Origin of the sequence: Brevibacterium sp. SIMBA_078, assembly GCF_046534565.1 — a bacterium.
GTDB lineage: Bacteria > Actinomycetota > Actinomycetes > Actinomycetales > Brevibacteriaceae > Brevibacterium.
On the sequence record NZ_JAWRYQ010000002.1, the window covers coordinates 116,820 to 138,478 of the forward strand.

The 21,659-nt window shown below is 64.2% G+C and carries 17 protein-coding genes; 10 read left to right on the top strand and 7 right to left on the bottom strand.

The features are described 5' to 3' along the window. Positions 1–22 precede the first annotated feature (22 nt). Positions 23–634 (top strand): DUF3043 domain-containing protein, encoded by a 612-nt coding sequence (locus tag SB749_RS08815; RefSeq protein ID WP_410710025.1) that lies wholly within the window; start codon positions 23–25, stop codon positions 632–634. On the opposite strand, the gene SB749_RS08820 is transcribed toward SB749_RS08815, so the two are convergent. Continuing rightward, positions 609–1,715, bottom strand: coding sequence for a quinone-dependent dihydroorotate dehydrogenase (locus tag SB749_RS08820; protein WP_410710026.1), 1,107 nt, complete (start codon positions 1,713–1,715; stop codon positions 609–611). The genes SB749_RS08815 and SB749_RS08820 overlap by 26 nt on opposite strands. A gap of 122 nt (positions 1,716–1,837) precedes the next feature. On the opposite strand from SB749_RS08820, the gene SB749_RS08825 reads away from it, so the two are divergent. The 3 genes from SB749_RS08825 (at position 1,838) to sucB (ending at position 6,715) form a co-directional block, all read left to right on the top strand. Continuing rightward, complete coding sequence (locus SB749_RS08825; RefSeq protein WP_410710027.1) at positions 1,838–3,313, top strand: leucyl aminopeptidase; 1,476 nt, start codon at positions 1,838–1,840, stop codon at positions 3,311–3,313. Between the two features lie 153 nt (positions 3,314–3,466). Further along, the gene (gene lpdA, locus SB749_RS08830) at positions 3,467–4,855 is read left to right on the top strand and encodes a dihydrolipoyl dehydrogenase (protein WP_410710028.1); all 1,389 of its coding nucleotides are present in this window, start codon (positions 3,467–3,469) and stop codon (positions 4,853–4,855) included. A 21-nt stretch (positions 4,856–4,876) separates the two neighbouring features. Next, positions 4,877–6,715 (top strand): 2-oxoglutarate dehydrogenase, E2 component, dihydrolipoamide succinyltransferase, encoded by a 1,839-nt coding sequence (gene sucB, locus SB749_RS08835; protein ID WP_410710029.1) that lies wholly within the window; start codon positions 4,877–4,879, stop codon positions 6,713–6,715. Positions 6,716–6,777: 62 nt separating this feature from the next. On the opposite strand, the gene SB749_RS08840 is transcribed toward sucB, so the two are convergent. Beyond that, positions 6,778–8,193: a hypothetical protein gene (locus SB749_RS08840; protein WP_410710030.1), complete on the bottom strand. Its 1,416-nt coding sequence runs from the start codon at positions 8,191–8,193 to the stop codon at positions 6,778–6,780. Positions 8,194–8,351: 158 nt separating this feature from the next. Between SB749_RS08840 and lipB the strand changes: the two genes are divergently transcribed. The 3 genes from lipB (at position 8,352) to SB749_RS08855 (ending at position 10,854) form a co-directional block, all read left to right on the top strand. Continuing rightward, positions 8,352–8,990, top strand: coding sequence for a lipoyl(octanoyl) transferase LipB (gene lipB / locus SB749_RS08845; RefSeq protein ID WP_410710031.1), 639 nt, complete (start codon positions 8,352–8,354; stop codon positions 8,988–8,990). Positions 8,991–9,000: 10 nt separating this feature from the next. Then, entirely contained in the window at positions 9,001–10,053 is a 1,053-nt protein-coding gene (gene lipA / locus SB749_RS08850) for a lipoyl synthase (protein WP_410710032.1), read from the top strand. A 63-nt stretch (positions 10,054–10,116) separates the two neighbouring features. Further along, positions 10,117–10,854 (top strand): DUF4191 domain-containing protein, encoded by a 738-nt coding sequence (locus tag SB749_RS08855; protein ID WP_410710033.1) that lies wholly within the window; start codon positions 10,117–10,119, stop codon positions 10,852–10,854. Between the two features lie 163 nt (positions 10,855–11,017). Here the strand turns inward: SB749_RS08855 and SB749_RS08860 are convergent, their stop codons facing one another. After that, on the bottom strand, positions 11,018–11,458 hold the full coding sequence (locus SB749_RS08860; protein ID WP_410710034.1) for an RDD family protein: 441 nt from the start codon (positions 11,456–11,458) through the stop codon (positions 11,018–11,020). A 143-nt stretch (positions 11,459–11,601) separates the two neighbouring features. Here SB749_RS08860 and glnA (SB749_RS08865) point away from each other — a divergent pair, with 143 nt between their 5' ends. Both glnA (SB749_RS08865) and SB749_RS08870 read left to right on the top strand, forming a co-directional pair. Continuing rightward, the gene (glnA, locus tag SB749_RS08865) at positions 11,602–13,026 is read left to right on the top strand and encodes a type I glutamate--ammonia ligase (RefSeq protein ID WP_410710035.1); all 1,425 of its coding nucleotides are present in this window, start codon (positions 11,602–11,604) and stop codon (positions 13,024–13,026) included. 150 nt (positions 13,027–13,176) lie between these two features. Continuing rightward, entirely contained in the window at positions 13,177–14,643 is a 1,467-nt protein-coding gene (locus SB749_RS08870; protein ID WP_410710036.1) for a mycothione reductase, read from the top strand. Positions 14,644–14,716: 73 nt separating this feature from the next. Here the strand turns inward: SB749_RS08870 and SB749_RS08875 are convergent, their stop codons facing one another. The 3 genes from SB749_RS08875 to SB749_RS08885 are packed head-to-tail and all read right to left on the bottom strand — an operon-like array spanning position 14,717 to position 19,324. Then, a complete protein-coding gene (locus tag SB749_RS08875; RefSeq protein ID WP_410710037.1) occupies positions 14,717–17,758 on the bottom strand; it encodes a bifunctional [glutamine synthetase] adenylyltransferase/[glutamine synthetase]-adenylyl-L-tyrosine phosphorylase in 3,042 nt (1,013 codons plus the stop codon). Then, on the bottom strand, positions 17,758–19,116 hold the full coding sequence (gene glnA, locus SB749_RS08880; RefSeq protein ID WP_410710038.1) for a type I glutamate--ammonia ligase: 1,359 nt from the start codon (positions 19,114–19,116) through the stop codon (positions 17,758–17,760). The genes SB749_RS08875 and glnA (SB749_RS08880) overlap by 1 nt, the downstream gene beginning before the upstream one ends. A gap of 4 nt (positions 19,117–19,120) precedes the next feature. Then, the gene (locus SB749_RS08885; protein WP_410710039.1) at positions 19,121–19,324 is read right to left on the bottom strand and encodes a hypothetical protein; all 204 of its coding nucleotides are present in this window, start codon (positions 19,322–19,324) and stop codon (positions 19,121–19,123) included. Between the two features lie 319 nt (positions 19,325–19,643). Between SB749_RS08885 and ald the strand changes: the two genes are divergently transcribed. Continuing rightward, complete coding sequence (ald, locus tag SB749_RS08890) at positions 19,644–20,762, top strand: alanine dehydrogenase (protein WP_410710040.1); 1,119 nt, start codon at positions 19,644–19,646, stop codon at positions 20,760–20,762. A gap of 76 nt (positions 20,763–20,838) precedes the next feature. Here ald and SB749_RS08895 read toward each other — a convergent pair whose 3' ends face one another. Next, entirely contained in the window at positions 20,839–21,564 is a 726-nt protein-coding gene (locus SB749_RS08895) for a FadR/GntR family transcriptional regulator (protein ID WP_264801670.1), read from the bottom strand. Between the last annotated feature and the right edge of the window lie 95 nt (positions 21,565–21,659).

Consider the following 21,659-nt stretch of genomic DNA (forward strand, 5'->3'; position numbering starts at 1 on the left):
CTCCAAAGGTAGTATTCATCTCGTGTTCGGAAGCAAAAAATCTCGCGCGGAGGAAGAAACCTCCGCCTCTCAGCCAGTCCATGACGACCTCTCCGCAGAAGCCGACGCCCGTCGCGAAGCGGAGGCGAAGAAGGGACGGCCCACGCCCAAGCGCAGCCAACAGGAGTCTGCGCGCCGTCAGCCCTTGGTGAACAAGGATCGCAAGGTTGCGAACAGAAAAGCCAAGGAGCAGCAGCGGCAGGAGCGCGACCGCGCACGCATCGGCATGATGAATGGTGAGGAGAAATACCTCACCCGTCGTGACAAGGGCCCGCAGCGCCGGTACATCCGCGACTACATCGATGCCCGCTTCTCGATCGGCGAGATCTTCATACCAGCCGCGATCCTCATCCTCGTCATCGCGTTCACGCAGCCGGTGCAGATCCAGCAGTACTTCACCTACGCCGTCTGGGGTCTCATCGCACTGATCGTCCTCGACGGGTTCGTGCTCAACTACATCCTCAAGAACCGGCTGCGCAACAAGTTCGGCGAAGTCGAACGGGGCATCACCTTCTACGCGGTCATGCGCAGCATCCAGCTGCGTCCGCTGCGCATGCCCAAGCCCCAGGTCAAGCGCCGCCAGTACCCCGAGTGAGCAGTCGACTCGACTCGAGGCCGCGCGCGATGCGGCCGGGGAAGAACGGACCGGAGTAGATCATCCCCGAATAGGCCTGGACAAGGTCGGCGCCCGCGGCTACTCGAGCCCGGGCGTCTTTCGCATCCGCGACACCGCCGACGGAGATGACGGTGAGCTCGTCTCCCACATGCTTCTTGACCAGACGCAGCACCTCGAGTGAGCGTTCGGCCACCGGGCGTCCGGAGATGCCGCCGGCCTGACCTTCGGCGAATTCCGCCTCGGCGCCGGACAGCACACCACGATCGATCGTCGTGTTCGTCGTGATGAGTCCGTCGACGCCGGTGCGCAGAGCGAGGTCGCAGATCTCGACGACATCCTCGTCGGCGAGATCCGGGGCGATCTTGACCAGCAGGGGCACATGGCCCAGCGTCGATCGCGGACTCTCGACCACCTCGGCGGCGGTGTCGCGGACGGCGGTGATGATCGGCTCCAGGCTGTCCACGGACTGCAGGTCGCGCAGACCGGGTGTGTTCGGTGAGCTGACATTGATGACGAGGTAGTCGGCCAAAGGAGCCAGCGCACGGGTCGATGCCGCGTAGTCGGCCACCGCATCGGCTGCCTCGACGACCTTCGTCTTGCCGATGTTGATGCCCACGATCGGACGCAGGCGCTGCGGGAGGGACTCGATCTTCTTCCGCTCGGCGGCGATGTTGAACGACGCCTGCCGGGCACCGTCGTTGTTGAACCCCATCCGATTGAGCAGGGCGAGATTCTTCCGCAGACGGTACAGCCGCGGACGGTCATTGCCCGGCTGCGCATGGGCGGTGATCGTTCCGACTTCGATATGTCCGAAGCCCAGCGACGACAGAGCACGGACCCCCACACCGTTCTTATCGAACCCGGCGGCCAGGCCCACTCGGTTGGGGAAGGGCAGACCCATCACCTGAACGGGCCGGACGGAGCCGCGGGCACAGACCAAGCGGAGCAGGCGACCGAGCAGAGGAACGGAGTCAAGAAGGCGCAGCGCGGAGAACGAGAGGTGATGGGCCCGTTCGGCATCCATCGGAACGAAGAGGAGTCTGAAGATCAATGAGTACACGCACCTAAGAATATGTCAGAGTCCCTCATCGCTTCAGCAGGCGCTCGACTCACTGCTTCAGCAAGTCGACGTGTTTGGCATTAGGATCGAATCAACGTTCAAAGTCGACTGAAAGGGAACTCATGGCTGGTGCATCCACCCTCAGCAGCTACTCCACGACCTCACCGGTGAAGGCCACCGCCTCCGTTCTGGTGCTGGCGGCAGCGGACTCGATGGTCCTCGGGCTCGAAGGGGCGAAAGCGGCGAAGACCGCCCTCGACGAAGCCGCTCGCGCCATCGGGTTCAGCGGAAAGGCCGGATCCACCGCTCGTGTTCCCGCTCCGAAGGGTGTCTCCGCCGACTCCGTCCTGCTCGTCGGACTCGGCGACTTCGATCCCGATGACTCCGATGTCGCCGCAACCGCTGAATCGCTGCGTCGCGGCGCGGGGGCGGCGCTGCGCGTACTCGACGGTGTCGAGTCGATCGCTCTGGCCCTGCCCGCCACTACTCCGACCGAGGTCGAAGCTGTCACGGTGGGCGCGGGACTCGGAACCTACCGTTTCCTCGACTACCGCAGCGAGGGCACGACGCCGGGCGGGATCACCGTCATCGGCCCCGAGGGCAAGACATTCGCCGCAGCCCATGACGCCGGCGAGGTGATCGCGGCAGCGACGAACAGAGCTCGCGATCTCGTCAACACTCCCCCGCTCGATCTCTACCCCGAGTCCTACGCCGAGATCGTCAAGGACCAGGCCAAGGACCGCAAGCTCAAGGTCACTGTGCTCGGCGAGAAGGAGCTCAAGGCCGGAGGCTACGGCGGAATCATCGGCGTCGGCCAGGGTTCGACCCGCGGACCCCGCCTCGTCAAGGTCGAATACGCCCCTCGCGGCGCCAAGCGCCATCTCAGCTTCGTCGGCAAGGGAATCACCTTCGACTCCGGCGGCATCTCACTCAAGCCGGCGAAGAGCATGGAGGACATGAAGTCCGATATGGCCGGTTCCGCGGCCGTCGTGCAGGCGCTCTTCGGCATCGCCGACCTCAAGCTCCCGGTGCGGGTCACCGCGTGGCTGCCGATGGCGGAGAACATGCCCGGGTCTTCGGCACAGCGCCCCAGCGATGTGCTGAAGATGCGCAGCGGCAAGACCGTCGAGGTCACGAACACCGATGCCGAGGGCCGACTCGTCCTCGCCGATGCGCTCACCGACGCCGGTGCGGAGAACCCGGATCTGCTCATCGATGTGGCCACACTCACCGGTGCTCAGATCGTCGCACTCGGCGAACGCACCTCTGGCGTCATGGGCTCCGAAGCCGCGCGGGCAGAGGTCATCGCCTCGGCGTCCGTGGCCGGTGAGCAGATGTGGGCGATGCCGATCCCCGAGGAGATGCTCTCCGGATTCGACTCCACCGCCGCCGATCTCACGAACTCGGGACCGCGCCCCGGCGGCATGCTCGCCGCTGCGGCGTTCCTGCGTGAATTCGTCGGAGAGGATGCGAACTGGGCGCATATCGACATCGCCGGACCGAGCTTCAACGGTTCAGCACCCTTCGGCTACACACCGAAGGCCGCGACCGGAGCCGCGGTGCGCACACTCATCGAAATCGCGAAGGCGAAGGCCTGAGCACGGTGGTTCTACACGCTGTCGCGGTGAACGTGATGATGCCCACCTGTGTCCAATCAGACAGCGTTTTTCTTCGCCCCGCGCAAGAAAAGTGGAAAGATAAGACTGAAAGCTGCGTACTGCAGGCTTATTCACAGCTACGAGGAGAAATCCGTGAGTGACGAATTGACCTACGACCTTGTCGTTCTGGGTGGCGGAACCGGTGGCTATGCCGCTGCTCTGCGAGCCGCAGAGCTCGACATGAAGGTCGCTTTGATCGAACGCGACAAGGTGGGAGGCACCTGCCTGCACCGTGGCTGCGTTCCGACGAAGGCTCTTCTGCACGCCGCAGAAGTCGCCGAGACCGCCAAGAACTCCGAGACCTTCGGCATCGAAGCCGAGTTCAAGGGGATCGACATCGCCAAGGTGCTCGAGTACAAGGACGGGGTCATCACCCGCAACTACAAGGGTCTGCAGGGTCTGGTCAAGGCTCGCGGAATCGACACCTACTTCGGCACCGGCAAGCTCGTCGGCAAAGACACTGTCGAGGTCACCGGCGAAGACGGCAACCACACCGTCAAGGGCACGAACGTTCTGCTCTCGACCGGTTCGACATCGAAGACCATCGGACTCGAGGTCACCGACCGCGTGATCACGAGCACCGAGGCTCTCCAGCTCGACAAGGTCCCGAGCTCGGCCATCGTGCTCGGCGGCGGCGTCATCGGCGTCGAGTTCGCCAGCGTCTGGAACTCCTTCGGAGCTGAGGTCACGATCGTCGAGGGCCTCAAGCACCTCGTTGCCAACGAGGACGAGACCATCTCGAAGAACCTCGAGCGCGCCTTCAAGAAGCGCAAGATCAAGTTCAAGCTCGGCGTCATGTTCAAGGGCGTCGAAGAGACGGCCGACGGGGTCAAGGTCACTCTCGAAGACGGTTCGACGCTCGAGGCGGAGTACCTCCTCGTGGCGGTCGGCCGCGGCCCGGTCACCGAGGGCTTCGGCTTCGAAGAGCAGGGTATCCCGATGGATCGCGGATTCGTCCTCGCCAGCGAACGTCTCCACACCGGCGTCGGCAACATCTACGCCTGCGGCGATATCGTCCCCGGACTCCAACTGGCCCACCGCGCCTTCGGCCAGGGCATCTTCATCGCCGAGGAGATCGCTGGACTCAACCCGGCACCGGTCGTCGAATCCGGCATCCCCCGCGTAACCTACTGCGAACCGGAGATCTTCTCCGTCGGACTCTCCTCTGCACAGGCGGAAGAGAAGTACGGCAAGGATCAGGTCGAATCGCTCGAGTACAACCTCGGCGGCAACGGCAAGTCCGTGATCCTGAACACGACAGGTCTGATCAAGGTCATCCGCGAAAAGGACGGTCCGGTCGTGGGCGTGCACGGAATCGGTGCTCGTCTGTCCGAGCAGGCCGGTGAAGCTCAGCTCATCGTCAATTGGGAAGCATTCCCCGAGGAAGTCGCGCAGCTCATCCACGCGCACCCCACGCAGAACGAAGCACTCGGCGAGGCCCACCTGGCCCTGGCCGGCAAACCCCTGCACTTCCACTCATAAGATCCGAGGAGACGAATACTCATGTCGAATTCCGTTCAGATGCCGGCTCTCGGAGAGTCGGTCACCGAGGGCACTGTCACTCGCTGGCTCAAGGAAGTGGGCGAAGAAGTCGAGGTAGACGAACCGCTGCTCGAAGTGTCGACCGACAAGGTCGACACTGAGATCCCGAGCCCCTACGCAGGCACCCTCGAGAAGATCCTGGCCGAAGAAGATGACGTGGTCGAGGTCGGCGGCGACCTCGCCTACATCGGCGACGGCAGCGGCGCTTCATCCGACGATGCGGCACCGGCCGAGGAACCCGCCGAGGAGCCTGCAGAGGCCCCGACCGAAGAAGCACCAGCCGAAGAGGCACCGGCGGCTGAAGAAGCACCGGCCGAGGATTCCAAACCTGCCGCTTCGGATTCCGGATCCTCCGAAGGCACCGAGATCACGATGCCCGCGCTCGGCGAGTCCGTCACCGAAGGCACCGTGACCCGTTGGCTCAAGGAGGTCGGTGAAGAGGTCGAGGTCGACGAACCGCTCCTCGAGGTCTCGACCGACAAGGTCGACACCGAGGTCCCCTCCCCCGTCGCCGGAGTCGTTCAGGCTCACTTGGCGGAAGAGGACGACACCGTCGAGGTCGGCGCGCCTCTGGCCCGCATCGGTTCCGGTGCCCCGGCCGAATCCGCACCGGCTGAGGAAGCGCCCAAGGAAGAGGCCCCCGCCGAGGAAGCTCCGAAGCAGGAAGCCCCCGCCGAAGAGGCTCCGAAGCAGGAGGCACCGAAGCAGGAGGCACCGAAGCCGGAGGCACCGAAGCAGGAATCGGCTCCCAAACCGGCCGCGACAGCATCGGCGCAGTCCGCCTCGGCCGCTCAGGCCGAAGAGCCGGTGGAGGCAGCTGCACAGGCACCTGCCGCCGCCGACACCGTCGGTGAGAACGCTGCCTACGTCACTCCCCTCGTGCGCCGTCTGGCCCGCGAGAAGGGTGTCGATCTCTCGCAGGTCTCCGGCACCGGAGTGGGCGGACGCATCCGCAAGCAGGATGTCGAGGCGGCCGCGAAGAACGGCCCTGCTGCCGCTCCCGCGGCACAGTCCGGCGCATCGGCCGGAGCACCGAAGGCTCCGTTCAAGGTCGAGATCCCTGAGGAGGCTGCGAAGCTGCGAGGCACCACGGAGAAGGCTTCGCGTATCCGCCAGACCATCGCCAAGCGCATGAGCGAGTCCCTCGATGTCTCCGCTCAGCTCACGCAGGTCATCGAAGTGGATATGTCTCGCGTCGTCAAGCTGCGCAAGGCCAACAAGGAAGCGTTCCAGGCCAAACACGGTTCGAAGCTGACCTACCTGCCGTTCTTCGCCAAGGCCATCGTCGAAGCGCTTCAGGTGCACCCGAAGGTCAACGCACAGTACGATCTCGAGTCGCAGCAGATCACCTACTTCGATCACGAGCACCTGGCCGTCGCGGTCGATACCCCGCGCGGACTGCTCGTGCCCGTGATCAAGGATGCCGGTGATCTCAGTGTCGCAGGTCTGTCGAAGGCCATCGACGATGTCGCTGACCGGACTCGCAACAACAAGATCATGCCGGACGAGCTCTCGGGCGGAACCTTCACGGTGACCAACATCGGTTCCGTCGGGGCGCTGTTCGACACGCCGATCATCAACCAGCCGCAGATGGGCATCATCGGTACGGGCGCGATCGTCCGCCGTCCCATCGCCGTGAAGACGGCCGACGGTGACGAGGCGATCGCCATCCGCGACATGGTGTACCTGCCGTTGACCTACAACCACCAGCTGGTCGACGGTGCGGATGCAGGACGATTCCTGCAGACCATCAAGGCACGTCTGGAAGAAGGCAACTTCGAGGCCGATCTCGACCTCTGAGCCTGACTGACCGACACACCTTTTCGAGGGGCCGACCATTCGTGGTCGGCCCCTCGGGCCATTCACCGCGTCGTTGCCTCCCGGACCTCCGCCACGAGCCATGTCCCCTCGACTCTGCGCAGTTCGAACTCGACGGTCTGCTCGGCGAACTCCACCAGGTCGGCCCCGGTACCTCCGCTCGAGCGCATGAGCGCCGAGGCGACCACCCGGACATCGTCGGCTGCGACGATCTCCACGTCCTCGACATCGATCGAATAGTCGGAGTCGGCATACGTCGAAAGATCGATGAGCTCATCGGCCGCTGCGGCGGCCGACTCGGGCACCGTCAGCGCCTTCAGAGCCGCCTCGTCGCCCTTGCTGAGAGCTGTTGCCCGTGACTCACACAGCTCCTCGAGGACTGCGGTCACGTCGTCTGCGTTCATCGTTGGCTGCGGTTCGGGCGGCCGGTCCGCCCCCTTTGCCGACGACGCCTCCTCTTCGCTCACGGCCGCGGTGGACGACCATGAGGTCCAGGCGACGATTCCGCCGAGAACCGTCAGGCACACGGTGAGGCCGATGAGCAGGGTGCTGCGTCCGAACCAACGCTGCAGGTCCACCGCCCGCACGCGTGTCCACAGGGAGTCCACGGAGTGCAAAAGCGGTGTCATCCATCCCCATCGGCCATCGGCGCGCCTGCGTTCGCTTCTCGAGCGTCGCGAGTTCTTCGCCTCGGCGCGCAGCGGAGACACTCCGCCCCCGCGCAGAGGCGGAGCCGGTGCGCCGAGCGTCGAACCGCTGCCCTCCTCCGATCGCGGGTTCGGTCTGAGCCCGGTTGCCACGCGCAGGCGAGCCGTGAGGGCCGATTCCGGCGACGTTTCGCTCTCGGCCGGCACCATTGGCAGCGCAGCGGGACGGTCAAGCGTACGCAGGGAATCAGCCGCCTCGGCGAGGGCGGTGCCCAACCCGATATCGGACGCCGCATCGTCCAGGAGACCTGAGACGAGCGACCGCAGAGCCGACGATGATTCGGACAGCGCGAGTTCGACGGGAAGCAGCACCTCGGCCCACGGACGCCCGTGGACGGCGTGATAGATCATCTCCCCCACGGCGCGGCGCGGTGTCGTCACTATGGGCGCCGAGACTCCGGGAATGATGACCGGTCGACCGTCGGCGTCGAGGGAGAACGCGGTCAGAGTGAGCCGATCCTCTGGCCGCGTGCACGTCGTGAGCTCCTCGATGATGCCCAGGAACAGGGTGCACAGCTCGGCCTCGGTCAGTCCCTGATAGGCGCGGATCACGTCGAGGACGAGCCCTCCGGGTGAAGCGGGGACGATGAGAAGGGAACGGGCGCCGTTCGGCAGAGCCACCTCGGTGAGGGCGAGAACACGGGGATCGTCGGCATCGAAATCATTGTGCACGACGCCCCACGCACTGCGACCGTCGGAATCGACGACGCGATGGATATCATCCGCAATCGTTGCTTGGAACTCCCATGTCATGGTTCGTCATCTCCGTTGATGATGATCTGATGCGTTTGATGTCGTTTAATGATGCTCGCCGATGTCGTTATGTGTCAAGGGCCACAGCCTCGGTGGAGGTCGGCAGATGTGATTGGAAACAAATTGAACACTGAGGTCAAGAGTCATAGTGTGGAGCCATGCCCCTGGCCACAGAAACGCTCGGGTTCGCCCCTGTCCTCTCGGACTATCGGCAGACTTGGGAATTGCAGAAGAGATACCACGACGAAGTGCTCGCAGGCGACCGCCGGTCGACGATCCTGCTCCTCGAGCATTCCCCGGTCTATACGGCCGGCAAGCGCACCGAGGACTTCGAACGGCCCACCGACGGCACCGATGTCATCGACGTCGACCGCGGCGGGAAGATCACCTGGCACGGTCCCGGACAGCTGGTCGCCTACTGCATCTACAAGCTCAATGACCCCAAAGAGGTCCGACTCTTCGTGTCCCAACTCGAGGATGCGATGATCCGACTGCTCTCCGAATACGAGATCGAGGCGACCACGGTCGAGGGCCGTGCCGGTGTCTGGCTGCGCGGCGACGAACTCCGTCGTGACCGCAAGATCGGCGCCATCGGCATCCGCATCCACGAAGGCGTGACGATGCACGGCCTGGCCCTGAACTGCAGCAACGACCTCGGCGCCTATGAGTCCATCATCCCGTGTGGGATCACAGACGCCGACACCACGTCCATCAGTGCTGAGCTCGGTCGCCCGGTCACTCCCGAAGATGTGGCGCAGCGACTCGACGAAATCCTGCACGAGACCATCACCGCTTAGGAGAACTCAGATGACGATCGCACCAGAGGGCCGCCGCATGCTCCGCGTCGAAGCCCGCAACTCCGAGACTCCGATCGAGGACAAGCCGGCCTGGATCAAGGCGAAGGCCCATATCGGCCCCGAGTACACGGCGCTGAAGTCGCTCGTGCGCAAGCAGGAGCTGCACACGGTCTGCGAAGAGGCAGGCTGCCCGAACATCTTCGAATGCTGGGAAGATCGCGAAGCGACCTTCCTCATCGGCGGCGAACAGTGCACCCGGCGCTGTGACTTCTGCCAGATCGACACCGGCCGACCGGCCGAATTCGACGCTGACGAACCTCGCCGCGTGGCCGCCTCGGTGGCGGAGATGGGTCTGCGCTACTCGACGATCACCGGTGTGGCACGAGACGACCTCGAAGACGGCGGCGCCTGGCTCTATGCCGAGACCGTGCGTCAGATCCACGACCTTTCGTATGTCGACGGTCGCGGCACCGGCGTCGAGCTGCTCATCCCTGATTTCAATGCCAAGCCGGATCAGCTCGCCGAGGTGTTCTCCTCCCGCCCCGAGGTGCTCGCGCACAATGTCGAAACGGTTCCGCGCATCTTCAAGCGCATCCGTCCCGCATTCCGCTATGAACGGTCGCTGTCGGTGATCACTCAGGCCCGTGAGGCCGGTCTGGTCACGAAATCGAACCTCATCCTCGGGATGGGTGAGACGAACGACGAGATCATCTCCGCACTCCAGGACCTTCACGATGCCGGCTGCGACCTCATCACCATCACGCAGTACCTGCGTCCCTCTCCCCGGCACCATCCCGTCACCCGGTGGGTCAAGCCCGCCGATTTCGTGATGCTGCGCGATGCCGCAGAGGAGATCGGCTTCCTCGGTGTCATGTCGGGTCCGCTCGTGCGTTCGTCGTACCGTGCCGGTCGCCTGTGGGCCACCGCCATGCGCCGTCGTGGAGAGGCCATCCCCTCGCATCTGGCGCACCTCGACAAGCACACGCCCGCCAAGCAGGAGGCGCAGGCCGTTGTGGATACCTTCGGCCCCGGCGAAGAGGTAGACTTGACTGCTGAGCAATGAGCGTCGGCCTCCCCCTGATTTCCGGAGGCGACGCCGCAACGCCCCTCAAGAGCAAGTGAGAGAATGAGCGAAGAACCGCGTAAGGGACTGTTCCGGCGCAAGCCGAAGGATCCGAACAAGAAGCCCGGCCGACTGGCGCAGATGCGTCAGGTCTACGAGCTGTCCGCCAAACACAACAAAGCGACCCCGTGGCTGCTGGCCGCGGCGATCCTCGGATGCACGCTCATCGGTCTGCTGATCGGTCTGCTCATCGGCGGCACCACTGCGATCTTCACGACGATCCTCGGTTTCATGGTCGGTCTGCTGTTGGGCATGTTCATGCTCGGCCGCTTCGCCGAGACCGCCGCATTCGCTCAGATGGACGGACAGCCCGGAGCCTTCGGCGCTGTTCTCAACACGGCCCGTCGCGGGTACCTCATGGATGAGAAGCCGATCGCCGTCGATCCGAAGAGCCGCGACCTCGTGTTCCGGTCGACCGGTCGTGCCGGCGTCGTGCTGCTGAGCGAAGGTCCGAAGGGACGCAGCGCGAAGCTGCTGGCCAAGGAGAAGAGGCGCCACGAACGCATCCTCCCCAATGTTCCGGTGCATACCTTCCAGGGCGGCAAGGAAGAGGGCCAGCTGGCGATGAAGCAGGTCGTTCCGGCCGTGCAGAAGCTGCCGCGCAAGCTCAACCGCGCCGAGGTCCTGGCCGTGCGCAATCGTCTGGCTGCTCTCGGGACGCAGGGCACCCGCCCACCGATCCCGAAGGGCATCGACCCGAACAAGGCCCGCCCGAACCACAAGGCGATGCGCGGACGCTGACCCGCAGCCCCTCAGCGAACGCACGAGCCCTTCAGCCGAGGCAAGGAGAAGCGGCGCCGACTCAACGAGAGTCGGCGCCGCTTCCCATTCCCCTCTTACTACCTGACGGCGGCCCAGCAACCTGGCGCGAGGTTGCTGGGCCGCCGTCAGGTAGTAATTGGGGTCAGCGGCGGAGGATGACTGTGCCTGCTGCGAGATCGTGGACTCCGCGGTTGTCGCGGTTGAAGATGAGCGCCGGAATGACGAGCACGACAAGGACTGAGCGGATGAGCGACTTGAGCAGTCCCGGCACGTGACCGTCGAGGCGACGGACCTCGATGCCGAAGAGGCGATGGCCGACCGAATAGCCGAGAGTGCCCACGAGTACGAAATTCTCGAGGGCGAAGAACGCGGGCGCGAGGATCGGATTCGCCGGATCGATGAGATTGGCGATCGCCAGACACATCAGCCAGTCGACGAGCAGGGCGAGGATTCGCTTCCACGCCGGAGCCAGAGAATGCGAGCCGTTGACAGGCAGACCCAGCCGCTTTCCGGGCCAGTCGTCGTCATCCCTGTCGAACCGGGGTCCTTCGAGCCAGGAACCAAGGTCGTCACGATTGATCACTCCCCCAGCCTACGAAATCCGGCCTGAGTGGATCCTCAGGAAACATGCCCGAAACATGGTCGACATCACCACTTCATTCTTCGGCGACTAGGATTGACCGTGGTCAGGACAAACGGCCACCGTACACGAACTAGGAGACCTAAGTGTTCTCGTCTGCTGAAGAACTCGTCAACTACATATCGGACAATGACGTCAAATTCGTCGATGTCCGGTTCTGCGACCTGCCCGGTGTGGTCCAGCACTTCAACCTCCCCGCCGCCTCATACGGCGCCGAGGAGATCACCGAAGGTCTGCTCTTCGACGGGTCCTCCATCACAGGCTTCCAGGGCATCCACGAGTCCGACATGAAACTGCTCGCCGATGTCACCTCCGCCTACATCGATCCGTTCCGGGAGGCGAAGACTCTGGTCGTCACGCATTCGATCGTCGACCCCTTCACCGACGAGCCGTACTCCCGTGATCCCCGGCAGGTCGCGGCCAAAGCCGAGGCTTACCTGCAGAGCACCGGCATCGCCGACACGGCTTTCTACGGCGCCGAGGCGGAGTTCTACCTCTTCGACTCCGTCCAGTACGAGAACACTCCCGGCAACAGCTTCTACCGCATCGACTCCGAGGAAGCAGCATGGAACACCGGCGCCGATGAGGCCGGCGGCAATCTCGGCTACAAGACTCCGCACAAGAGCGGGTACTTCCCCGTGTCTCCACAGGACCACTTCGCTGATATTCGTGACGAGATGTCGCTGACGCTCGAGCAGATCGGCTTCGAGATGGAACGGGCCCACCACGAGGTCGGCACCGCGGGTCAGCAGGAGATCAACTACAAGTTCAACACCCTCCAGCACGCCGCCGACCAGCTGCTCGACTTCAAGTACGTCATCAAGAACACTGCGTTCGCCAACGGCAAGTCTGCGACCTTCATGCCCAAGCCGATGTTCGACGACAACGGATCGGGAATGCACTGCCACCAGTCGCTGTGGAAGAACGGCGAGCCCCTGTTCTACGACGAGAACGGCTACGGCGGGCTCTCCGACCTCGCCCGCTGGTACATCGGCGGCCTCATCGAGCACGCCGGCGCCGTGCTCGCCTTCACGAACCCGACCATCAACTCCTACCGTCGACTCGTGCCCGGCTATGAGGCTCCGGTCAACCTCGTCTACTCGGCACGCAACCGTTCGGCCGCGATCCGCATTCCTGTGACCGGTTCCTCGCCGAAGGCCAAGCGCCTCGAGTTCCGCGTACCCGACCCCTCGTCGAACCCCTACCTCGCGTTTTCGGCGCAGCTCATGGCCGGACTCGACGGCATCCGCAACCGCATCGAGCCCCCGGAGCCCATCGACAAGGACCTCTACGAACTCCCGCCAGAGGAGGCCAAGGACATCAAGCTCGTCCCCGGCACCCTCGACGAGGCTCTCATCGAGCTGGAGAAGGACCACGACTTCCTCACCGCCGGGGACGTGTTCACCCCCGACCTCATCGAGACATGGATCCGCATCAAGCGTGAGAACGAACTCGATGTCGCTCGCCTGCGTCCGACACCGACGGAGTTCGAGCTCTATTACGCACTCTGATCTCGGCCGGCGGCCGACCTCAGCCGAGCTGAGATCCTGCAGCCGAGGGGAATAGAGTGAGGGCGTCACGGGTTTTCACCTGTGGCGCCCTTTCGGCTCTGCGGCCGCCCACGCGGCCGGTCGGATCACGCACCATCGGAGGGATGGACTTTGACGCATTATGACCTGCTGCTCATCGGCACCGGTTCGGGAAATATGTTCCTCGACAAGCGTTTCGCGGGCCTGAAGACCGCCATCGCCGAGGAATGGCACTTCGGCGGCACCTGCCTCAACGTCGGGTGCATCCCGACGAAGATGTTCGTCTTTCCCGCCACTCTCGCCGAGCAGTCCACCCAGGCCGATCGCTACAACCTGACCCCGACTCACCCGAAGGTCGATTGGGCCGGACTCCAGGACCGCATCTTCTCGCGCATCGACGCCATCGAGTCCGGAGGACGCGAGTACCGCAGCAGCGACCGCCAGCCCAATATCACCGTTGTCGCTGAACATGTTCACTTCACTGGGCAGAAGACCGTGCGCACCGCCTCCGGCGAGGAGATCACCGCCGATCGCATCGTCATCGCCGCTGGCGCACACCCGATCATCCCCGACATCGCCGGACTCGACACCGTCCGCGTCGACACCGACGACTACCCGGTCTTCACCTCGAACACCGTGATGCGCCGCGCTGAACAGCCGAGACGCCTGATCATCATCGGCTCCGGAATCGTCGCCATGGAGTTCGCCCACGTCTTCTCCGCACTCGGCACCGAGGTGACTGTCCTGGCCCGTGGTCCTCGCCTCCTGGGCAATATCGATCAGGAGGCCGCCGCTGAATTCACTCGGGTCTTCGACTCCACCCACACCGTCCTCCACGGTGCCCGGTCCAAGCAGATCGACATCGCCGACGGCGAAGTCACGTTGACCATCGAACCCAGCGGCCGCCTCGTCGAGGCGGACCTTCCGGAGACGATCACCGCCGACGGAGTGCTCGTAGCCACGGGAAGGGTACCCAACACCGCCGAGCTCGATGTCGAGGCCGCTGGTTTCGACATCACCGACGGCAATCGCCTGTCCGTGGACGAGCACCAAAGAGTCCTCTCGGCCGGTCAGCCCGTACCCGGAGTATTCGCTCTCGGAGACATCTCCTCACCCCATCAGCTCAAACACGTCGCCAACCACGAAGCGAAGATCGTCGGCCGCAATCTGGCCGCAGACGTTGCCGCAGGGTCGCCCGGCAGTGCTCGGGCGAACGACCTCGCCGCAGTCAATCACCACGCTGTTCCCGGTGCCGTCTTCTCCTCCCCGCAAGTCGCCTATGTGGGCATGACCGAAGCAGAGGCCACTGGGGCCGGACACGACGTCACTGTCAAGGTGCAGAAGTTCTCCGATGTCGCCTACGGTTGGGCGATGGCCGATGACCCCGGAATCGTGAAGATCATTGCCGATCGGAGCACCCGGCACATCCTCGGCGCCCATATCGTCGGGCACGAATCGTCGATGCTCATCCAACCGCTCATCCAGGCCATGGCCTTCGGGCAGAAGGCCGACGAGGTGGCCACGGGGCAGTATTGGATCCACCCGGCGCTGCCCGAGGTCGTTGAGAACGCCCTGCTCGGACTCGAATTCGACGACTGAGGACATCCGCCGACTGCCGATTCGTCCCATGACCGAGAGGGTCCGCACGCCGGCGGCTGTCGCCGCCGTCGAGTCAGAAGTCGTAGAAGCGGTGTTCCATCACGGAACGTGCGTGCCTGGTGGTGCGCAGATAGTCGTCTTCGAGGTCATGTCCTGCCCCTGCCGGATAGCCGAGGAGTCGGGCCGTGCCTTCGAGCTCGGTGTAATCGGCAGGTAACGATTCCGCGATGCGTCCGCGGAAGAGCATCACGGCCGAACGCACATCGGTGGCCAACTGCCAGGCCGCCGCCAGCTGGTCGGCGTCGTCAGCCGGCAGCAGGTTCTCGTGCGTGGCCACGTCGAGAGCCGCCAGAGTCGAGGTGGTTTGCAGGCCTTCCACCCGATGGGCGTGTTGGAGCTGCAGAAGCTGCACGGTCCATTCGACATCGGAGAGACTGCCTCGGCCGAGTTTGAGGTGCCGCCGCTTATCAGCATTGCGGGGCAGCCGTTCGTCTTCCATTCGCGCCTTGAGCGTGCGCACCTGTGTCAACGCCTTCTGCGGCATCTCCTCCGGATAGCGCAGCGGATCGATGAGTGCCAGGAAGGCCTCGAAGAGACCGTCATCGCCGGCCACTGGGCGCGCCCGCAGCAGCGCCTGTGCCTCCCATGGCTGGGACCACTTCGCGTAATAGGCCTGGTAGGACGAGAGACTGCGCACCAACGGCCCGTTCTTGCCTTCCGGCCGCAGATCAGCATCGAGGTCGACCCCCTGGGCTCCTTCGCTGGCTTTGAGTCGGGATGACAGCTGGAGCACCACCTTCGTCACGTGTTTGCTCAGTTTCCCGCGTGCCTCGGCGTCGAGATCGTCTGACACGGGGCGGTAGACGAACATCGCATCGGCATCAGAGAAATAGCCGATCTCCCGTCCGCCCCATCGGCCCATGGCGATGATCCCCAATTCGTAGTCCGGAGTGTCAGGACCGTCGAGGTCAATTCGCACTGCCTGCAGGGCCCCTCGGACCGCCAAGTCCATGAGATCGGAGAGATCACCGGGTATCTCGGTGCGTTCGCCGACGTTGAGGACGTCGCGCAGAGCGATCCGCAGCAGTTCGCGGCTGTACGTCTCGCGGATCGGAGTCACCGCATCGGCGCCATGGCGCTTGAGCAGCCCGTCGACCTCGGCGTTGAGGATCGAGAGGTCACGAGCTTCGAGATTCACATGACGGTCCAGCCAGGCGACGGCGGCGGGCTGGCGCAGCAGAAGCTCCGTTGCATACCCGGACATGGAGAGGACCTCGGCCACCGATTTGGCGGCCAGGCCGGAGTCGCGGAGCATCTTGAGGAACCACCCGGACGATGACAGCGATTCGCTGAGTCGTCGGAAGGCCAGCAGTGCTCGATCGGGTTCGACACCGTCGGAGAACCAGTCGAGCAGCGCCGGAAGCACCTGCTTGATGACCATGACAGTGCGCGACATCCCAGTGGTCAGGGCCTTGATATGGCTCAAAGCACCCTGCGGGTCCACATATCCGAAAGCCTGGAGACGCTCGGCGGCCGCCTGAAGGCTCGAACCCCGTTTCTGCGCGTCCACGACGGCTCCGTGGACGCCGACGGCCGCCTCGAGGATGGGCCTATAGAAGATCTGCTCATGGAGGCGGGTGACCTGCTTCGCATAATCGCGGCGAGCCTGTTCGAGGCGGTCGCCAGTCCGTGAACCTGACCGGAAGACCGAACGGGCCAACGTTCGCAGCTTGGCCTCATCGTCGGGAATGAGCGCATTGCGCATCATCCTCGGGATCTGGACGCGGTGTTCGACGACGCGCATGAAGCGGTACGCGGTGGAGAAGACAGATGCATCTTGCTGGCCGATATAGCCGTGTTCTCCTAGCTCACGGAGAGCAACGAGTGTATTCGGGGTGCGGATGTCTTCGTCGTTGCGTCCGTGGACGAGCTGGAGCATCTGAGCGGAGAATTCGACGTCCCGCAGCCCGCCGCGACCCAGTTTGATCTGGCGTGGGGCCTCGAGCGCCGGGATGAGGTCGACGACGCGGCGACGCATCGCCCGGATTCCGTCGATGAAGCCGGGACGGCTGGCCGCCTGCCAGACCAAGGGCAGGAGAGACTCGGCGAAGGCTTGTCCCACCTCGCTGTTGCCGGCGACGGGTCGGGCCTTGAGGAGGGCCTGGAATTCCCAGTTCTCGGCGATATCGGCATAGTAGTGCTCGAATTCCGACAGCGTGCGCACGAGGGCTCCGGCTTTTCCTTCAGGACGCAGTGCGGTGTCGACCTCCCACAGTGCAGGCTCGCCTCCGGCGTCCGAAAGGATGCTGCGCATACGTTGGGCGAGATCGGTGGCCAGGCTCCTGGCACCTTCGGTCTCGGCGGAGTCGAGGACGAAGACGACGTCGACATCGGAGACGTAGTTGAGTTCTCGTGCACCGGTCTTGCCCAGGGCGATGACCGCCAGTCGGATGTCGGCCGCCTCGTCGAGTTCGGCTCGTGCGATGGCCAGGGCCGCGTCGAGGGCAGCGGCGGCAAGGTCGGAGAGGACAGCCATGACATGGTCGACGATTTCGTCCGGAGACTCCGCAGACAGATCATCGGCGACGAGGCGAAGCACCGCATCTCGATAGGTCCGTCGCAGCGCCTTGACCCCGTCATCTCCGGTCACCGCGGCGCGCGGAGCCGGATCCTCGGGGTCCGCGCCGAGGGCCGAGAGCATCTCTGATCTCAGGGACACCGCCGAGGCGGCAGGCGTGGAGATCAGCAGGAACGGGTCGGGGACGAGCAGCACCGGCAGGGAGTCGGGATGCCGGACCAGATGGTCGACCATCGCCTCCGAAGTGCCGACGACCGCGAGGAGCCGGGCCAGGAGGGGGCGGTTGAGTTCATCCTCGGCCAGCTCGCTCTTCGATCCGGTCCTCACTGCGTCCAGCAGGGCCGCGGAACCCTCCCCCGCGGCCTCGACCACGCGCAACAGACCCAGCGCCGCTCCATGCGGGTCCGGGGTTGCCATGAGAAGATCAACGAACCGCGAATCAGTGGCCAGAGGGACGCCGAGGAGCTCATCGAGCTCGTGGAGGAACCGAGCGGTGGCCTCCGGGACGCTGGTCGTGCGTGAGGTGATTGGGGCCATCACATCGAGGTGAAGTGCTTCGCGAGCTCGTATGGAGTCACCTGCGCGCGATAGTCGGCCCATTCCTGCCGTTTATTGCGCAGGAAGAAGTCGAACACCTCTTCCCCCAGGGTCTCGGCGACGAGATCAGATCCCTCCATCAGCTCCAGGGCATGGGACAGGCTGCGCGGCAGCGCCTCGATCCCCATCGCCCGCCGTTCGGTGGAAGAGAGCAGCCAAACGTTGTCTTCGGCCTCTTCAGGCAGTTCGTAGCCCTCTTCGATCCCTTTCAGTCCCGCTGCGAGTATGAGCGCATACGACAGGTACGGGTTGGCGGAGGAATCCAGCGCACGGTACTCGACACGAGCGGACGAGGACTTTCCGGAGTTGTACTGCGGGACCCGTACGAGAGCAGAACGGTTGCGGTGGCCCCACGAAATGTACGACGGAGCTTCATGGCCGGTCCAGAGACGTTTATAGGAGTTCACGTGCTGGTTGGTCACTGCCGAAATCTCGGCGGCGTGGGTGAGCAGTCCGGCGATGAACTGTCGGCCGGTCTTCGACAGCTGATATTCGGCCCCCGGTTCGAAGAAGGCATTGTTCTCGCCCTCGAACAGGGAGACATGCGTGTGCATCCCATTGCCTGGCTGATCGGCCATCGGCTTGGGCATGAACGAAGCGTAGACACCTTGGGAGATCGCGACCTCTTTGATGACCGACCGGAACGTCAAGACGTTGTCGGCCATGGTCAGCGCGTCGGCGTAGCGCAGGTCGATCTCGTTCTGACCAGGTCCGGCCTCATGGTGGGAGAACTCCACCGACAGTCCCATGGCTTCGAGCATGGTGACTGCTTCGCGGCGGAAGTCATTGGCCGTTCCCCCGTTGACATGGTCGAAGTAGCCTGCTGTGTCGACCGGCATCGGCGCTGTGCCGTCGCTGATCCCGGTCACAGGGTCGAGATTGTCGGTCTTGAAGAGGTAGAACTCGATCTCAGGATGCACATAGAAGGTGAAGCCGCGTTCGGCGGCTTTGGCCAGAGTGCGTTTGAGGACGTTGCGCGGATCGGCCGGCGCTGGCTCTCCCCCGGGCACATGGACATCGCAGAACATCCTCCCGGTCGGTTCGGTCTCTCCGCGCCAGGGCAGCAGAGAGAACGTCGAGGGGTCGGGTTTGAGCACCATATCGGCCTCGAACACCCGGGACAGCCCTTCGACTGCCGAGCCGTCGAATCCGATGCCTTCGGAGAAGGCGCCTTCGAGTTCGGCGGGGACGATGGCCACGGACTTCAGTTGTCCCAGGACATCGGTGAACCAGAGTCGGATGAATCGCACTTCACGATCCTCGACGGTCCTGAGAACGAATTCCTCCTGACGTGACATCTACTCAGCCGTTCCACTTCTCGTCGTCTTCGTCCCACTTCTGACTGCGCTCTCGCGCCTTGTCCAGGGCGGCGAGGGCGACTTCTTCGGTCTCGTATGGCCCCATTCGGTGGGTCCAATCGCTGACCAGGCCCTTTTCGACGGTGTTCGTCTCGAGGTTGAAGTAGTACTTCGAGTTCGGATCGTCGATATCTTCGTAGAGTCCCATGGCGAGCCTTCTCTCCTCAGCGGGGTTCTGCATTGACGGTTTCAGCTTACCGTTTCACGAGGCGAACTGGCGGCACCTGCCGCGCAGGCCCAGGAACCGCCGCTGCTGGTGTCTTCGCTGCGCGCAATCTCCGTCTGGAACCATGGTTTCCGCGGCATCTGGCACTCAGACTCACTGATTTCGCAATTGTGATGACGAAAACAGATTTAAAGGTTTGCTCTCCAAACCTTCAAAGGAATAGAGTTGACACCATCGACGGCCGACGGAGAGGTCGGCCGCCTCCGCCCCTGCGGCACATCACCAGGAGAGAAGGACACACATGCGCATTTCAGTGCCCACCGAGGTCAAGAACAACGAGTTCCGAGTCGCCATCACCGCTGCCGGCGTCAACGAACTCGTCGCCCACGGCCATGAGGTCACCGTCCAAGCGGGAGCCGGCGAAGGCTCCTTCATCATCGATGCCGAATACGAGGCAGCCGGAGCGACGATCGCCCCCGACGCGGCCACCACCTGGGCCGCCGGCGATCTCGTGCTCAAGGTCAAAGAGCCGATCGCCCAGGAATACGGGTTCCTGCGCAAGGATCTCATTCTCTTCACCTACCTCCACCTCGCCGCCGATGAGGCACTCACGAAGGCTCTGATGGAGGCCGGAACCACGGCCATCGCCTACGAGACCGTCCAGCCCGACGGCGGCGGTCTTCCGCTGCTGGCGCCGATGAGCGAGATCGCCGGTCGCCTGTCGACTCAGGTCGGCGCACACAGTCTGCTCAAGGCCAACGGTGGTCGCGGCATCCTGCTCTCCGGGGTCCCCGGCGTCGAACGTGCGAATGTCGTCGTCATCGGTGCCGGTGTGGCCGGGACGAACGCCGCCCGCATGGCCCTCGGTCTCGGAGCGACCGTCGAAGTCATCGACATCAACATTCCGCGCCTGCGGCAGATCGATGAGACCTTCGCCGGTGCCATCGGGACGAAGGTGTCGAACAAGTACGAGATCACGAAGTCTCTGGCCTCGGCCGATCTCGTGATCGGTTCGGTGCTGATCCCGGGCAAGAAGGCGCCGAAGCTCGTCACCGATGACATGGTTTCCGGGATGAAGCCGGGCTCCGTCCTCGTTGATATCGCCATCGATCAGGGCGGCTGCTTCGAGAACTCGCGACCGACGACGCACGATGATCCGACGTTCACCGTGCACAACTCGGTCTACTACTGCGTGGCGAACATGCCCGGTGCCGTGCCGAACACGGCCACGGCGGCGCTGACGAACGCGACTCTGCCGTTTGCGGTGAAGATCGCCGATCAGGGGTGGCACAAGGCGCTGTCGAACGATTCGGCCCTGGCCCGCGGCCTCAACATCCACAACGGGCATGTCACCAACGACAACGTCGCCGAGGCGTTCGGCTACGAAGCCGTGTCCGTGGCCCACGCCCTAGCCAACTGAAAAACCCTATTACTACCTGACGGCGGCCCAGCAACCTCGCGCGAGGTTGCTGGGCCGCCGTCAGGTAGTAATTGGGTCAGGGGCGGGGGACGATGGTCGTGTACCTGAAGTGCTCCTCGCAGAGCCTTCCCGCCGCTGCGGCGTCTCCGGCGGCGATCGCCTCGACGATCGCAGCGTGGTCGTCCACAGCGTGGTCGAAGAGCTCTGGAGAGAACGGGTCGTGACGGAAACCGGCGTTGATCTTCGTATCGAGGTCGATGGCCATGCGCACGAGTTCCGGGTTGTGCCCGGCACGGGCGATGGCGAAGTGGAACTGCGCGTCGGCAGTGCGGGCGGCGGCCGCCTCGGCGCGTTGCGAATAGACCTCGGCCAGTTCCCGGAGCTCGCTCAGCTCCTCCTCGGTGCGTCGCAGTGCGGCTGTCGCCGCTAGAGAATTCTGGAAGACGGCGCGGGCGTCGAGCAGGTTCCGCCGTTCGGCATGGAATTCGTCGATTCTGCCGGCCATGGGAGCCAGCGCCTCGGGGCGGGCGGTCTTGACGAACGTCCCTCCCCCGCGTCCACGGCGGCGCTCGACGACTCCGAGACGCTCTAACCGCAGCAGAGCTGCGCGCACGCTGGAACGGGACACCTGCAGATCCGCGGCCAACGTGCGTTCACCCGGCAGCAGGGTGCCTTCCGGCAGCGCTCCGACGGCGATTCCGGAGAGGATATGGTCGGCGATCTGCTGCGGCGCGCTCGTCAGGCTCACCACTTCGCCCAGTCCAGCGAACTCGTGGCCCGCCGATGTCGTGTCGTCGCTCAATCTGCCTCCCGCTTCCTTGGCACGGCTGCTTCCGATTCTAAACTCCACCGGCACCGCACCGCGGCATCGACAGGCGACCGGGCAGCGGGACAAAG